The following is a 15,104-nucleotide window of genomic DNA, read 5'->3' as shown; positions in this document are numbered from 1 at the left end:
GGAATCAACGGCTCCAACCGCTCCCACAACGCATCGGTCACCACCTCATCAACCACCCCAGAAGTGTCGAATATGGTGCACCACAGATCAAACCGACACACCGACTCATTCTGAACTGATCTGTAAACCGTCCCTACGACCTGGAAATACAGTGGAAAAGCTGGGCAGACCAGCGGTTACCCCACACCCGAAGCCCAGAGAACCCACGCCTACGGCGCGGACCACCGGCCACACTCTCGTCGGTGGATCGAGACCAAGACGTGAAAGGTCATTGTTTTCAGTGTTTTTGGGGGCTATCGATACCTGTTCAGCAAAGTGGAAATTGTGTCAGCTCGTCACCCGTTCGTGGTCGCGTGCCAGCGGAGGGCAACATCCGGATCTCTACGACGCGGCCCGATCCGGCGACCAGGCGTGCGCTACCTCGGCGGTCGCCGCCGAGGTAGCGGATCGCCGCGGCTGCGGCAGGCAAGGCGGGCGAAGGGTCATCGAGCGAGAGGGATTCTTTGCGCGCTCACCGCTGCGAGCCCATACCGGCGGCTGCCGGAACGTGATCGGTCTGTTCCGGGATCGCGATGCCGCGGTTGCGTACCGCGCCGCCTTCGATATCGACATCGGGTACCCATCGGTCCAGCCACTTCGGCAGGTGCCAGGCGCGGTCGCCGAGCAGCGAGAGGATGGCGGGAACCACCATCATGCGGATGACGAAGGCGTCGAACAGTACTGCGGCGGCGAGTGCGAAGCCGATCATCTTGGCTGTGGTGTCGGGGGAGAGCATGAATGCGGCGAATACGCTGATCATGATGATCGCGGCGGAGGTGACTACGCGTGCGCCGTGACGGTAGCCGGTGATGATCGCGTTCTTGGTGTTCATGCCGTGCACGAACTCTTCGCGCATGCGGGTCACCAGGAAGACCTGGTAGTCCATGGCCAGGCCGAATACGACCCCGATGAGGAAGATCGGTAGGAACGAGATGATCGGTTGGGTGTGGCTGATCAGTCCGAAGTCGCCTTCTTGGAATATGGCGACGGTGACCCCGAAGGTGGCCAGGATGGAGAAGACGAATCCGACGGTTCCGATCAGGGGCACCCATAGCGATCGGAACACCAGAACCATGATCAGAAAAGCAAGTCCGATGACGACGATCAGGTAGGGGATGAGCGCGCTGCTCAGTTTGGCGGACAGATCCGAGGTGATCGCGGTCTGTCCGCCGACGTGTAGTTCGGCTCCGGCTCGCTCGGCCGCTGGTGCGAGGTCTCGGATCTGTTCCATAAGGTCGTGGGTAGCCTGCGCGGCGGGTCCACTGTTCGGGGTGACGCTGATCAGAGCTGCGCGCGCGTCGATGTCGGGTCGAGTGGTTCCGTCACCGGTCCAGGTGAGCTGTGCGGTGTTGGCGACGTTGGCGAGAGTCTTGATGCCCGCGACGGTTTCGTCGGCGGCCGCGTCGACGGTTCGACCTTCCTCGGCGTGTAGGACGACCAGTAATGGTCCGTTGATGCCTTCGCCGAATCCGCGCTGCAGCAATGTCTGCGCGGGGACTTCGTCCTCGCTGGTCAGTGAGAGGCCGAGTTCGAGTTTCGTGGCGGGGATGGCGGCGACGGCCAGGGCGAGCAGGCCTATGATAATGAACGGCAATGGTCGGCGAACCACGGTGCGGCCGAAGCGAACTCCGTTGGTTTCCGCGGTTTCCGACGGTTCGGCGTGTTTGATCCACGGGACGCGGGGCGCGAACGCGAACCGTCCGGCCGCGCCCAGAAGAGCCGGGATCAAGGTCAATGCTCCGAGGACCGCGATGACGACGGCGACGGCAGCGCCCAGACCCATCTGGGTGATGAGCGGAATCCCGACGACCATCAGTGCGGCGACCGCGATCGCCACGGTGAGTCCGGCGAACACTACCGCGGATCCCGCGGTACCGACCGCACGTCCTATGGCGTCTTCGGGGGTGCCGCCGCGGGTGAGCTCACTGCGGTAACGCGAGACGATGAACAGTGCGTAGTCGATGGACAGGGCGATGCCGAGCATCGTGACGATGCCGGTGGCGCTCTCGTTGATCGAGATCACCTCGGCGCTGAGGTTCAGCAGCATGATGGTCAGGCCCACGCCGACCAGGCCGGTGACGAGCGGGATGAACGAGGCGACCAGCGCGCCGAAGGCGATGATCATGATGACGAAGGCGACGACGAATCCGATCGCTTCCGCCTTTCCGCCTGCTTCGCTGACCTGCATGAGCGATCCGGTGGCCTCGACCTGCAGCCCGTTGCCGCGATTGCGGTCCAGGATCGAGGTCAGTGCGTCCTTCTGATCGGTGGTCAGGTCCATGATCTCGGTGTTCTGCCGGATCTGGATCAGGCCTACCTTTCCGTTGTCACCAAGGACCGAGGTGGCCAGTTCGGGCCGGGCCTGCGCCAGTGCCAGTGGATCGACGACCGTGCCCGGATCAGTCAGCTCCGGCAGTGTTCGCAGGTCGGAGACGAGTCTGTCGAGCTGGTCGCGGTGTGCGGCAAGCCCGTCATCGGCTGCGACCAAGACGCTGGTCGAGGCCCGCGACTGTTGTTCCATGACTGCGGGGAAATACTGCTCGACCTGTTCGGTCGCGGTGCCCGAGTCGGTTCCGGGAAGGCTGAAATCCTTGGCGAACTGGGGTTGCAGGGCGCTCATGAGGCTCGCCGCCGCGATCAGGGTGACGAGCCACGCGCTGATCACCCACCACTTCTTCCCGAACGAGAACCGGCCGAGCCGGAACAACAACGACGCCATCATGTGCCTTTCGCGTTGAAGAGAGAAGTTTCTGGTATCGAAGAACTACTGTTAGTGAGTACCAGATATTAGTGAATATCGTCGCTGATACGCAGCGCATCATGGGAGGAGGTTGTTGATCGCACAACGTGGATTCAGGCTTTGAGCAGCGCGGATGGTGACGCAGACCCATTGCGGTGAGTTCGGGCACATCGCCCGCCCGAGCGCCGAGTTCGCGTCTGTCGTCGCTCACCGGAAGGCGCACCGGCGTGCGGGTGCGCTGAGGCTGGCTATCTGTTAGCCGGTGCCATATGTTAGTAACTAACGTATCGGCAATAGTCGCCGCGCATGCGGCGGATATCGCCGATGGTGAGAGCGAGGAGGCTCGATGGTGGCACCGGCCGCCGGGAAGCGCAGTTCGGAAAACCTCAGTTTACGAGAGCGGCACAAGGTGCGCACCCGCGCCGCTATCCGATCGGCTGCCATGCGTCTGTTCGCCGAGCACGGCTATGGCCGCACGACGGTGGAACAGATCGCACGCGAGGCCGAGGTTTCGCACACCACGTTTTTCCGCTACTTCCAGACCAAGGAGCAGGTCGTCATCAGCGATGACCTCGATTCCGCGCGAGCTGCGGTGCTGGAGGCCCTTCCCGATGATTTGGGACATTTCGAGCTGCTTCGTCGGCTCATCACCGAGGGCTATCATCTCAGCCTTGCCGATGAATGGGCGAGCGATCCCGCGCGTATGCGGTTGATACGATCCGAGCCCGCGTTGCGCCTTGCCTACCAGTTGTATTCGGAGCGGGCGATCTCGGATGCGGCGCAGTTCTTCGCCGACTACACCGGACACGGCACCGACGATCTGGAACTACGGGTCTTCGTCGGAGTGATCGGTGGCATCATGTTCAACTTGGCGCAAGCTGTCGAAGACCCTCGTGATGAGAAGACGCTGTCGGACCTGTTGAGCGCGGTCGATCTCGTGGAGCGAGGATTACCGCTGTGACGATCGGGCCAGGACTTCGGCCTACCAGGTATTCGGCGGTTGTCCTGACCGCGGACCTGCTCGCTGGTCGAGCACCGCGATCAGGGTCGGCTCGGCGATGAACGACGACGTTGTTCAGGAGCGGGCTTGCTTGCGGCGTTGCCGAAGGGCGCGCATGGATACCTGTGATCCGCATCCGGGACTGCAGTAGCGCGCCGCGCGGTTGCGCGTGCGATCGATGAAACCGAAGTGGCACGGTGGATTGCAGCATGCCTTGATTCGCATCCAGTCTCCGCGCAATGCCGTCTCGGTCACCGCGGCGAGAACCGCGCCCAGGGTGCCGGGCACGCCGGCGGATCCAGCGGTGAGCTGCGCGGTTTCGGCGGTGACGATCGTTGTGAGGGGATAGCGCACACCGGCCCGCAGTAAGTACCGCTCCGCTTCGGCGATCCGAAAGTCGGCGATGTCCGGATCGCCGGCATGGGTGAGCAAGACCGTGACCAATGCGTCGCGGAGTTCCCGTGCGGCTGCCGCATCCGAGTCGGTGACCACCATGTCGGCTGCGAGCAAGTCCTGCTCGATCGCCCAATTCGCGAACTCCGCTGCCGTGCCGAAGATCTCGATGCGTCCCGCACCATCGGCTCTGGTGTTGACGAACCGCAACACCAGAGTGACAGCGTCGAGGCTCCGCTCCGGCGACCCTTGCTTCACGTCCACGCCCACACGATACCAACTCCATGGTTCCTCGCGGGTTTGATCACAACCCTTCGCGGCTGAACGTCTTGTTTGTTGCGTTCTAAACCGTTACAGTCGCAACATGACAAATGAAAACAGCATCTCGCCTGTCTGGTTCATCACCGGCGCTTCCTCGGGAATCGGGCGTGAACTCGTGCATCAGGCACTCGAAGCGGGAGAGGCGGTGGCAGCGGTAGCTCGACACATCGAGGCTCTCGGAGATCTGGGCGGATCCGACCGACTGCTGACGATCGAAGCGGACGTGCGCGACGAGGCGGCCGTAGCGAAGGCGGTCGAGCAGACGGTGGCTCGCTTCGGTCGCATCGACGTCGTGGCCAACAATGCGGGCTATGGACTCTTCGGCGCGGTCGAGGAGGCGGCCGACGTGCAGGCGCGGGCAATCTTCGACACCAATGTCTTCGGTGTGCTCAACGTGCTGCGCGCGGTATTGCCTGTTCTGCGAGACCAGCGGTCCGGGCACATCCTTCAGGGCTCGTCCTACTACGGCCAGACCGCAGACCCCGGTGTCGGCCTGCTGGCCGCGACGAAGTATGCCGTCGAGGGGCTGTCGGACGCGCTGGTGGCGGAGGTGGCTCCGCTCGGCATCCGTGTGACTCTCGTTCAACCGGGACTCACCGCGACCCCTTTCCTGGGCAATCTCGACACCGCCGCGGCAACGTACACCGACTACGACCAGACGGTTCGCGTTGTGCAACAGGCGATCCAGGCATTGCCCACATCGGCGTTCTCCGGCGTAGAACGCGTCGCCGCCGGCATCCGGACAGTCGTGGCCAGTGATAATCCGCCACGACGCCTCGCCCTGGGTGTCGCCGGTGCCGACAGCATGCGCAAGGCGCTGGCCGCGCGGATCGCCGTGCTCGACGAATGGGCGACCGTCACCGACATGGTCGATGCGTGAGGCCCCACGCCGGACTGTCTGAACGGGTTCGGCGCGGCTCGGAGTAGTCCCGCGGGGTGCGTGCGCCAGGGGATGGCATGCACGTCGCCATCCCCTGGCGGTCCTCGGTGGCGCCCTCGCACCGGGTGTTGTCCGTGAGGGGGGCGATCATCGCTTCCGAGTCGTCGGCGGTCGGGAAGAACAAGCGTCGGCCGGGGCTGCTGCCCTCGACCATGTTCACCGGTGATTCCGCCCGTATCCGAGCCGACGCCCATGCCGCGCCGGGCGGCTGCGCGATCAGCCATGTTTGCGGGCGCTGTTGTCGTCGGCTCGCAGCGCGGGACCGATCCATCGGCTCAGATAGGTGCGTAGGTCAGTATCGCGCTTCGGCGGCTCTGCGGGGGCTACGACCATGGAATGGATTGTTCGAAGCAGGAACTCGGCTAGTTCGTCGAGTCGTTGCCGATCGTATCCATCTGCGGCCCAGTCGATTTCGGAAGTCTCCAAAACCTTGCGGGTGTATACGATCACGTCGCGACGCAGTATCCGCCTGCCGAAGTAGTCAGCGGGGTCGTTGGCCAGGACCAATGCCAGCAGCGGCTCGTCGGGCAGGCGCTCGATGATGAGCGCCACCATCTCGGTGATCTGGTCGGCCACGTCGGTGATTCGCATGGTGGCTTCGATCTGCGCCATGAAACCGATCAACGCCACCTCGGCGGCGGCCGCGAACAACTCCTGCGTGCTCGCGAAGTACCGGTACACGGTCCGACGTGTGATCGCGAGTTCTTCCGCGATGCTTGACAGGGTTGTGTTGGCTGGACCGTGAATCTCGATGCAGCGCAACGCCGCATCGAGGATGCGCTTGCGCGCGTCGTTGTCGTCGTCGGGCGGCTGACCGCCCCAGCCCTTGCGTCCCATGTGACGGTTGACACCTCACTTCTGCTCGACTATCACTATACAAGATGCACATATCGTTGTTGTGTGTAATGACAGTCTGAGGGTGTAATAAGTGACCGAACTACAGATCCGGCGTACACGGTTCGACTTCGATGACGATGTCCCGTTCGTCTGGAACCCCGGGAATCCCGCGTTCTCGTTCTCGATGAACGCCACATCGATCATCGCGATCTGCTTCGAGAAGATGATCGTCGCGGCCGTGAAGGAGGCTCTGCCGCAGATCTCCGATACCGCCATCGCCGCGGAAGCCGACGCCTTTCTCCGTCAAGAGGCCCAGCATGCGCGCGCTCACCGCAGGCACATGCAGGCGTTGATCAAGACCTATCCGGGCCTGCAGGAGACCCTCGATACCGCGATCAATCATTACGACAACCTGACCGCCACCACCCCGTTGGCGTATCGGCTCGCCTACATAGCCGACCTCGAGGCGACCTTCACGCCTTCGATGAAACTGATGCTCGACAACGAGGCCCTGCTGTTCAAGGGGGGCGACGATCGCGTCGCGTCGCTGTTCCTGTGGCACTTCGTAGAGGAAGTCGAACATCGCAGCTCGGCGTTGATCATCTACGACGCCGTCGTCGGCAAGCCGTGGTACCGCGTGCGAGTCCTGCCTTCCGTCGTGAAGCACCTCGGCGAAGTCATATCGATCATCGCCAACGGAGTGAACGACAATGTCCCCGAGGGCGATCGCGGCGTCGACGCCGGGTCCATGATGCGAACCGTGCAGATGCGGCGGGCCGTACGTCGGTGGCTGCGTCTCGAAGCCCCGGATCCGAACGCAACGCGTCCGTCGTACGCAGGTATCCAGCGCAGAGAGAAGATCATCGCGGTGGTCAATGTTCTGTTGAGTCAGACACCCTTCCACAAACCGGCGAACTCGCCCCTGCCCGAATTCGCGGAGCGGTGGTTGGCCCGTTATCAGGCCGGTGACGACGTATGGCATTGGTACACATCGGAACTCGCAGGGAAAGACGGCAACCGTGGCTGAGCAGTGTAATCCCATCTTCGACTCGATTGCGCGATCACTGGGCGGGTTCAGTTGCCACGACGCAGCCGCAGTGGTCGATTTCCGGAATCCCTTCGGGCTGTCGAACTGGACCCTGCCGATTATCGAGTGGATGATGGTCCTCGGCGCGGTCCTGGCTTTGGTCCACGCCTTCCGTAGACTGCGCCGCGACGGCGACCCGACGAATCTGGCGCTGTGGTTCGCGCCGATCATCTACTCCCTGGTGATCGAGATACCGGAGTATTTTCCGAATATCTTCCATCTCGAAGACACTGTGGGCGTCATTTTCGCTCACAACGTTTTCACCGTCCAGTTTCTCTTCGACCGCCTGCCGCTCTACATCGTGGCGCTGTATCCCGCGCTCACCACGCTGGCCTACGAGATCGTGCGCAGCCTGGGTGTATTCCAGCGCCGACGAGGAATTCTGGTGGGCGCGGTGTGTGTCGGGTTCGTGCACCACGTGCTCTACGAGATTTTCGATCAGCTCGGACCCCAGCTGCGCTGGTGGGCATGGAACACCGACAACAAGACCAATCATCCGATGCTCAGTTCCGTCCCTATGACCAGCGTCTTCATGTTCGCCACGGTCGGGCCCGCGGTCGTGGTGTTTCTCGTCCGAATGCTGGTAACCCGTCGAGTCCAGCGCGGAATCCGCCCGGGGCGATGGCAACTCGTCCTGCGCACCGTTCTCGCCGGGATACTGGTTCCGGTTGGTGTCACCATCTTCAGCATGCCGTCTCAGATCTTCGGCGGCGACGACCCGAACACCGCTGCGCAAGCGTTCGTCTTGTCCCTGGAACTGGCTGTGGTCGCCGCGATCGCCATCCCGGTACTGAGTCGGCAGTGGCTCCTTTCACGACGTGGCGTCATCGACGGCATCGTGATCCCGAATCGATTCGTCGCCGCGTTCGGCGGTATCTATCTCGTCACCATGCTGGTGCTGTGGATCGGCGCGCTTCCCGACTACTTCGGTGCGACAGCGGGTAGGACAAGCGACGGCACGCCGACCGGCAACCTGCTCTACGCTGCCGTGTGTTTCGTCCTCGCCGCACTCTGCGTCGCGGCCGTCGCAGGCGTCACCGTGCACCGGACCACCGCCGAAAAGCGCCGGGCGCCCAGAGTGGAAGTGTGACCGAACCCCGCCGAGCGGGGTAGGGTTCCGCGTCCAGCGCAGCCGCAAGCGGGGGACTTGGCACATGTGGCATCTTTACACTTTTCCGTCGAGAAGGCCCTGGCCTCGGCACGCATCCCCAACCATCGGGGTGAGAACGCGGCAGAGCCCCACTCGACAAATCGAGCCAGCGCCGACGATGAAGAGCGGACGTTGCTGGATGCGGTGGTCGTCACCGGCGCGGCCATATGACCAGCCCGGCAGGCCGAACCGATGGACTCAACTCGGCCCGACGCGCAGGGGGACCGTGCCGAGTTGCACCACGTCAGTGCGGTACAGGCGATGGCGTGCGGTTGAAGGATCACACCGGGGAGCAGCATGCGCGCGTCGCGCGCATGCTGCTCCGACCCGCAAGGTGAGGTGCGACCCGCCAATCCCCGCACGATTTCGGGGATACGTCCACGCGCGGTCCGCGACGTCAACGCTTCGGAGTGCGAGCGCGCGAGCGCGGTTGCTTCCACTGCTCGTACGGCCATCCGGGATCACGTAGATCGCGTGGCATCGGAAGCAGTGCGGGAAGCTGCGATGCCTACACCACCGAGCATCTCCTGGTAGCGCAGGAGTTCCGTTCGGCGCAAATGCTGGCTGCGGCATTGATCAGCGGCCGCGGTGGTTCGGCATTGGTCCGCCAGGTCGGCGTGCTGATTGCCGATTCGTATCAGGTCGTGGCGCTATCTATTCCGGACCATCCCGACGAGTACATCGCGGACCTGAGTATCGCCGCCCAGCGCAAACTCGGCAGACTACACGCGGAGGTCGGTCGAGTATTCGATTCGCGTACGTTGTGTCTGCTTGGTGCCGGAGGCGGCACCCTCGTCATTGCCTGCGGCGGCGACGTCGAAATCGCCTTATGCGCAGCAACATTGGATAGACTCTGCGGAGGCAGCGAGGGGACAGCTCACCGCTGCCGTGGTAGTAAGCGAGCTGGACCGGATACCCGAATCGGCCGCCCAGGCCCACGAACTGCTCGCTTTCGTCGAGGCCAGTGGGCGTGCTCCTGGTGTGTACTATTTACCCGATCTCGACGTCGAATACCAGATCGCGCGCGACGATTCGGCCACGCGCCGGATCGCGAACATGCTGGATTCGCTCGAGGACCACGCCGAACTCCTCGATACCGTACGTGCGTACCTGGCCAATGACATGAGCCGGCGGCGTACGGCGCGCCGACTTTACGTTCACCCCGACACGGTCGACCATCGGTGACGTCGTGTAGCGCGGCTGACGTGACGACCGCTGCTGGCCGATCTGCCGAGTAGTAATAGGTTTGTTGGCCTACGACCACGAGGGCAATCGCCGGAACACGGGTGTCAGTGGGGGCATCACGTCGTCACGCGTGGCGGCGTATGTCGTTGATAGTCCGTATGTTTCGGCATGGAATAGAGGACATCGGGCGGCGCCGGTCCGGAGGAATCCGGGCGACGATGATTCATCCCCTCGCCTCTGCGGGGACGCCGGTCCATGGTCTCGGGCTTGCCGTTCCTCGGTGCGGAATTGTGTCGCCACAGACCCTGCTAGCGTGCGGTACATGACGAGCAATCGAGGTGGGAGACCTCGAAGCGACCGGGCGCATCGGGCCATACTCGACGCCACGCGTGATCTGCTCGCCGAGAGTGGCTACGACAATTTGACTATCGAAGGTATCGCGGGCCGTGCCGGGGTCGGACGCCCCACAGTCTACCGGCGGTGGTCATCGAAGGCGGCGATCGTCGCCGAGGCGGTCACTGCCGGGGTGTTGAATACCGAGATTCTTCCGCTGCCGGATACCGGTGACATCGCAGCTGATCTGGCCACCTGGTGGGACGGTCAGATCCAGTTGGTCAGAAATCCGCGCGTTGCCGCCATGGTGCGCGGCTGGGCTCTCGCGTCCGCGGAGAGTGCCGTTGATGCTGATCGCCTCTACACGCTGATCACCGGGCCGCTGCGGCAGGCGTTGACGCAACGGATTGCGACCGCGGTCCAACTCGGCCAGATCCGCTCGGATGTGCGGTTGGACATGATCGCCGAGACTCTTTTCGGTGTGGTGCTCTTTCGGGTACTGACCGGCACTACCCACGATCCGGCAGGTCACGTCATCGATTCACTTCTGCGCGGAATCGAATCGCGCTGATCCGTTGATCCCGCCGTTGGGTGGACATTTCGGCCGCCGAAGGAATCGTTACACAATGTATTGAAACTTGCGGCGCGTGACGCTAGGCTCTCCTGCGGCTGGTGTGGCACAGGTCTCATGCGATCAGGTGCCTCGAGTTCGGTCACAGCGAGAGATCGCTTCGCCCAGTAGTCGACCTCCTGTGCGCTTTGCAGTCTCGACTTGTGGTCGCCCCGGACATAGGCGCTGGGTCTCGCAGTCGAAGTGCCTGTCAGCTGTTCGCCGGATCCGCCGTCGAAGACGCGAGGGCTGCTGTGGCCTCCGAGTGACTGAGAGCAGCCGCCGCTGAGAACGAAAGACATAGGAGCCTGAATATGGGAGCACGAGGTGTCGCCGGATTCGCCCGGCCACAGCTGTCGGAGTCACGGCGACTACCGGGCGGTTACCCAGCTGTGCCATCGCATTCGCTGTTCCGATAACGGCTACTTCGGTCACGTGCCGCGCAATCCATCTCGGTGTATCCGCATCGAGGTGACGATGACCACGAGACCGCGCTTCGAGGTTCGGCATCCGCTGGTATGCCAACCGTCTTTCGACGATAAATCGACGATCCGAGTCGGACCACAGACGATGGCCAAGAGATCAAGGTTTTGATGACACAACGATATTCGGGACGGCTCGCGTGGGTCTCTCGTTCGGCAACCGGCCCGTTGCAGGCGGTAGGCGGGCTGTTCGCCATGTCCGCGGATACTGTGCGCTTCGCCTTCCGGAGACCCTTTCAGACCCGAGAGTTCCTGGAGCAGTCCTGGTTCATCGTGCGCGTCTCGCTGGTACCGACGCTGTTGGTGGCCATCCCGTTCACAGTGCTGGTCAGCTTCACGCTCAACATCCTGCTGCGCGAACTCGGCGCGGCGGACCTCAGCGGGGCCGGCGCGGCCTTCGGGACAGTGACCCAGATCGGACCGATGGTGACCGTGCTGATAGTCGCGGGCGCCGGTGCGACGGCGATGTGTGCCGACCTGGGCTCGCGCACGATTCGCGAAGAGATCGATGCGATGCAGGTCCTGGGTATCGATCCGGTGCAGCGACTGGTAACACCGCGCGTACTGGCCTCCGGGCTCGTCGCGCTGCTGCTGAACAGTCTTGTGTGCCTGATCGGGATCGGCGGAGGCTACGTCTTCTCGGTCTTCGTTCAGGATGTCAATCCGGGTGCGTTCGCATCGGGCATCACCCTGCTGACAGGACTCGACGAAGTAGTCATCTCCTCGGTGAAGGCACTGCTGTTCGGTCTCGTCGCGGGTCTGGTGGCCTGCTATCGAGGGCTGATCGTGACGGGTGGTGCGAAGGCTGTCGGAAACGCGGTCAACGAGACCGTCGTATACGCGTTCATGGCGCTGTTCGTGATCAATGTCGTCGTCACGGCGATCGGCATCCAGTTGACGGCCAGGTAGGGGCGAACCGATGACATTGACAGCACGATATCCACGCGTGGTTCTTCGGATTCGCAAACCCGTAATGGGCCTGAGCGGCATCGGCGATCACGCACTCTTCTACTTCAAGGCGTTGGCGTCCGCGCCTTCCGCGGCATGGCGCTATCGACGTGAGACTATCCGCCTGATCGCCGAGATCAGCATGGGCAGCGGTGCTTTGGCAGTCTTCGGCGGCACGGTCGTCATCGTCGGATTCTTGACGCTGGCCACCGGCGGCACATTGGCGGTGCAGGGGTACAGCTCGCTCGGAAATATCGGCATCGAAGCGCTGACCGGCTTCCTGTCTGCGTTCATCAACGTCCGGATCTCGGCACCGGTTGTCGCCGGGATCGGGTTGGCGGCGACCTTCGGTGCGGGCGCGACCGCCCAACTCGGCGCGATGCGCATCAACGAGGAGATCGACGCACTGGAGTCACTCGCGATCGAGCCGATCGCCTACCTGGTCGGCACGAGAATCGTCGCGGGCATGATCGCCATCACCCCGCTGTACGCGCTCGCGGTGGTGGCCTCGTTCATCGCCAGCCGGTTCACGACCGTGGTGTTGCTCGGGCAGTCACCGGGGTTGTACGACCACTACTTCTCGACCTTCCTGAATCCGATCGACCTGGTGTGGTCGTTCGTGCAGGCCATCCTGATGGCGTTGACGATCTTGCTCATACACACCTATTACGGATTCTTCGCCAGTGGAGGCCCGTCCGGTGTCGGCATCGCCGTCGGCAACGCGGTGCGGACCTCGCTGGTCGCGGTCGTGTCGGTGACATTGCTGGTCTCGCTGGCGGTCTACGGCGCCAACGGCAATTTCGACCTCTCCGGATAGGCGAACCAGATGACATCCAATGTGACGCGCCCCGTGGCCGGACTGCTGTCCCTCGCGACCGGTGTCGTGATTGTTGTGACGGCCGTGATCATGTTCCGTGGCGGGTTCACCGACACCGTTCCGGTAACCGTGCTCTCGCAGCGGGCCGGACTGGTCATGAACCCCGACGCCGACGTCAAGATGCGTGGTGTCACCGTCGGCAAGGTCAAGACTGTCAACGAACGATCCGACGGATTGGCCGAAATCGAACTCGCCATCGATGAGGACAAGCTGGCGAGGATCCCGGCCAATGTGTCGGTAGACATCGCCTCGACCACTGTATTCGGTGCGAAGTACGTCCAGTTCATCGCGCCGGACAAGCCCGATACGCGCCATCTGTCGGCCGGGCAAGTTGTTCGAACAGACCATGTCACAGTCGAAATCAACACAGTCTTCCAGCAATTGACATCTGTGCTCGCGCAGATCGAGCCCGAGAAGCTCAACGAGACCCTCGGTGCCATCGCCGCCGCCACCAATGGACACGGCGAGAAGGTAGGGCAGATGCTCAGCGACCTGGAGGAATTCCTGGCGAAACTGGAACCAGGGCTGCCCGCGCTGAACAACGACCTGGAGCTCGCACAGCCCGTGCTGCAAACCTACGCCGACTCCGCGCAACCTCTCATCGACACCGTGGGCAATGCCGCGGCGATCAGCCGGACCGTGGTGGAGGAAAAACAGAATCTCGACGCTCTGCTGGTCGGTCTGATCGGTTTGGCCGACACCGGAAACCGCGTACTCACGGCCAACAGGTCGAGTCTGGCGACCACTTTGGATCTGCTGGTTCCGACGACGTCGCTGACCAACGAGTACCGCGAAGGCCTGACATGCGCACTGAACGGTTTCGCGTGGCTGGCCGAGGCGCCGACACCCCCGGTGCCCGGGTTGGGCCTGAACGTCAACTTTCTGTGGGGCGTCGAGCCGTATCGATACCCGAAGAGTCTGCCGAAGGTCGCCGCCACCGGCGGTCCGCAGTGTTCGATGCTGCCGGTGCCGTATGAGACGCGTCCTCCCTTCGTGGTGGCCGACACCGGGCACAACCCCTTCGAGGAGGGAAACCCGACCGTGAAGCTGAACATCGATACGTTGCCGGAAGCGTTGTTCGGGGTGCCGACAGTACCGACCGCCGAACAGACCCCGGCCACCCCGAACGGTGGGCCGCGATGAAGCGCCGTGACGCACCGTTGCTGAAGTTCGGTGTGTTCGCCGTCGTGATGGTGGTGGCGTCCGGCTTCCTGGTGTTGGTGTTCGGGCAGTACCGCAGCGGCGACACCGCCGAGTACTCCGCGATCTTCACCGACTCGTCGGGGTTGCGTACAGGTGACACCGTGCGGGTCGCCGGTGTCGAAGTCGGCAGAGTCCACGAGGTGTCGTTGCGCGACGATCATCGGGTTCGTGTCGAGTTCGATGCCGATCGCACGGTCGCGCTGACCGGCGGCACCAAAGTGTCGGTCCGCTACCTGAATCTTGTCGGCGACCGATATCTGGAACTGATCGAAGGCCCGGGATCCACCGAAATCCTTGCCGCCGGAACGGAGATACCGGTGGAGCGGACGGCGAGCGCGCTGGATCTGGATCTACTGCTCGGCGGCTTGAAACCGGTTATCAGAGGCCTCAACGCACATGATGTCAACGGGTTGACCTGGTCGCTGTTGGAGATCTTGCAGGGCAAACAGGGCACGCTCAACTCACTGCTGTCCAAGACCTCCTCCTTCACCGCGACGCTGGCGAGCAACAGCGACGTGGTGGAGCGGCTGATCGATCACCTGAATACGGTCATGACCACTCTCGCCGAGGACGGTGTCCAGTTCTCGGGCTCGATCGACCGCCTCGAACAATTGGTCACTCAGCTCGCACACGAGCGCGACCCGATCGCCGCGGCGATCGGGGCCCTCGCCCAGGGCACCGCGACGATCGCCGATCTACTCACCCAGGCGCGGCCGCCGCTGGCCGGGACCGTCGACGAGTTGTCCAGATTGGCGCCGTTGCTCGATCAGGACAAGGACCTGCTGGACAGAGCGCTGCAACGGGCACCGGACAACTACCGCAAACTCGTGCGCACCGGCGCCTACGGCAATTTCGTCCAGTACTACATCTGTTCCATCGCGGTCCGGGTGAGCGGACTCGACGGCGAGGTGGTCGTGCTGCCCGTGGTCGAGCAGACAACAGGAAGGTGCACCCCGTAG

At 63.1% G+C, this 15,104-nt stretch carries 13 protein-coding genes; 10 read left to right on the top strand and 3 right to left on the bottom strand.

Going from position 1 to position 15,104, the window contains the following annotated elements:
• Nucleotides 1-511 precede the first annotated feature (511 nt).
• Nucleotides 512-2,758 (bottom strand): MMPL family transporter, encoded by a 2,247-nt coding sequence (locus JZ792_RS15170; protein WP_216911103.1) that lies wholly within the window; start codon nucleotides 2,756-2,758, stop codon nucleotides 512-514.
• A gap of 367 nt (nucleotides 2,759-3,125) precedes the next feature.
• On the opposite strand from JZ792_RS15170, the gene JZ792_RS15165 reads away from it, so the two are divergent.
• Nucleotides 3,126-3,740 (top strand): TetR family transcriptional regulator, encoded by a 615-nt coding sequence (locus JZ792_RS15165; RefSeq protein ID WP_216911102.1) that lies wholly within the window; start codon nucleotides 3,126-3,128, stop codon nucleotides 3,738-3,740.
• A 114-nt stretch (nucleotides 3,741-3,854) separates the two neighbouring features.
• Here JZ792_RS15165 and JZ792_RS15160 read toward each other — a convergent pair whose 3' ends face one another.
• Entirely contained in the window at nucleotides 3,855-4,442 is a 588-nt protein-coding gene (locus JZ792_RS15160) for a CGNR zinc finger domain-containing protein (protein ID WP_308165307.1), read from the bottom strand.
• 94 nt (nucleotides 4,443-4,536) lie between these two features.
• Between JZ792_RS15160 and JZ792_RS15155 the strand changes: the two genes are divergently transcribed.
• Nucleotides 4,537-5,373 (top strand): SDR family NAD(P)-dependent oxidoreductase, encoded by an 837-nt coding sequence (locus JZ792_RS15155; RefSeq protein WP_216911101.1) that lies wholly within the window; start codon nucleotides 4,537-4,539, stop codon nucleotides 5,371-5,373.
• 276 nt (nucleotides 5,374-5,649) lie between these two features.
• On the opposite strand, the gene JZ792_RS15150 is transcribed toward JZ792_RS15155, so the two are convergent.
• Nucleotides 5,650-6,270 (bottom strand): TetR/AcrR family transcriptional regulator, encoded by a 621-nt coding sequence (locus JZ792_RS15150; protein WP_216911100.1) that lies wholly within the window; start codon nucleotides 6,268-6,270, stop codon nucleotides 5,650-5,652.
• Nucleotides 6,271-6,361: 91 nt separating this feature from the next.
• On the opposite strand from JZ792_RS15150, the gene JZ792_RS15145 reads away from it, so the two are divergent.
• From JZ792_RS15145 to JZ792_RS15110, 8 genes are all read left to right on the top strand, one after another.
• Entirely contained in the window at nucleotides 6,362-7,297 is a 936-nt protein-coding gene (locus tag JZ792_RS15145; protein WP_216911099.1) for a metal-dependent hydrolase, read from the top strand.
• Nucleotides 7,290-8,447: a DUF7802 domain-containing protein gene (locus JZ792_RS15140; RefSeq protein WP_216911111.1), complete on the top strand. Its 1,158-nt coding sequence runs from the start codon at nucleotides 7,290-7,292 to the stop codon at nucleotides 8,445-8,447. The genes JZ792_RS15145 and JZ792_RS15140 overlap by 8 nt, the downstream gene beginning before the upstream one ends.
• 834 nt (nucleotides 8,448-9,281) lie before the next feature.
• Nucleotides 9,282-9,692: a PucR family transcriptional regulator gene (locus JZ792_RS15135; protein ID WP_308165308.1), complete on the top strand. Its 411-nt coding sequence runs from the start codon at nucleotides 9,282-9,284 to the stop codon at nucleotides 9,690-9,692.
• A 322-nt stretch (nucleotides 9,693-10,014) separates the two neighbouring features.
• Nucleotides 10,015-10,596, top strand: a complete 582-nt coding sequence (locus tag JZ792_RS15130; protein ID WP_216911097.1) for a TetR/AcrR family transcriptional regulator — start codon at nucleotides 10,015-10,017, stop codon at nucleotides 10,594-10,596.
• Nucleotides 10,597-11,228: 632 nt separating this feature from the next.
• The gene (locus JZ792_RS15125) at nucleotides 11,229-12,026 is read left to right on the top strand and encodes an MlaE family ABC transporter permease (RefSeq protein WP_216911096.1); all 798 of its coding nucleotides are present in this window, start codon (nucleotides 11,229-11,231) and stop codon (nucleotides 12,024-12,026) included.
• Nucleotides 12,027-12,036: 10 nt separating this feature from the next.
• Nucleotides 12,037-12,882: an MlaE family ABC transporter permease gene (locus JZ792_RS15120; RefSeq protein ID WP_216911095.1), complete on the top strand. Its 846-nt coding sequence runs from the start codon at nucleotides 12,037-12,039 to the stop codon at nucleotides 12,880-12,882.
• Between the two features lie 9 nt (nucleotides 12,883-12,891).
• Nucleotides 12,892-14,085 carry an MCE family protein gene (locus JZ792_RS15115; protein WP_216911094.1) on the top strand — a complete coding sequence of 398 codons (1,194 nt, stop codon included), beginning with the start codon at nucleotides 12,892-12,894 and terminating at the stop codon, nucleotides 14,083-14,085.
• Nucleotides 14,082-15,104 (top strand): MCE family protein, encoded by a 1,023-nt coding sequence (locus JZ792_RS15110; RefSeq protein WP_216911093.1) that lies wholly within the window; start codon nucleotides 14,082-14,084, stop codon nucleotides 15,102-15,104. The genes JZ792_RS15115 and JZ792_RS15110 overlap by 4 nt, the downstream gene beginning before the upstream one ends.

It is taken from the genome of Nocardia noduli, assembly GCF_019038455.1.
In the GTDB taxonomy this organism is placed as follows: domain Bacteria; phylum Actinomycetota; class Actinomycetes; order Mycobacteriales; family Mycobacteriaceae; genus Nocardia; species Nocardia noduli.
The sequence above is the reverse complement of the archived record's forward strand: the minus strand, read 5'-3'. Positions and strand labels throughout refer to the sequence as shown.

Bases quoted from the DNA above. Each gene is read 5' to 3' on its own strand.
- JZ792_RS15150 (WP_216911100.1), bottom strand. From the start codon at position 6,270: ATGGGACGCAAGGGCTGGGGCGGTCAGCCGCCCGACGACGACAACGAC.
- JZ792_RS15165 (WP_216911102.1), top strand. From the start codon at position 3,126: ATGGTGGCACCGGCCGCCGGGAAGCGCAGTTCGGAAAACCTCAGTTTA.
- JZ792_RS15125 (WP_216911096.1), top strand. From the start codon at position 11,229: ATGACACAACGATATTCGGGACGGCTCGCGTGGGTCTCTCGTTCGGCA.
- JZ792_RS15115 (WP_216911094.1), top strand. From the start codon at position 12,892: ATGACATCCAATGTGACGCGCCCCGTGGCCGGACTGCTGTCCCTCGCG.
- JZ792_RS15155 (WP_216911101.1), top strand. From the start codon at position 4,537: ATGACAAATGAAAACAGCATCTCGCCTGTCTGGTTCATCACCGGCGCT.
- JZ792_RS15170 (WP_216911103.1), bottom strand. From the start codon at position 2,758: ATGGCGTCGTTGTTGTTCCGGCTCGGCCGGTTCTCGTTCGGGAAGAAG.
- JZ792_RS15120 (WP_216911095.1), top strand. From the start codon at position 12,037: ATGACATTGACAGCACGATATCCACGCGTGGTTCTTCGGATTCGCAAA.
- JZ792_RS15130 (WP_216911097.1), top strand. From the start codon at position 10,015: ATGACGAGCAATCGAGGTGGGAGACCTCGAAGCGACCGGGCGCATCGG.
- JZ792_RS15110 (WP_216911093.1), top strand. From the start codon at position 14,082: ATGAAGCGCCGTGACGCACCGTTGCTGAAGTTCGGTGTGTTCGCCGTC.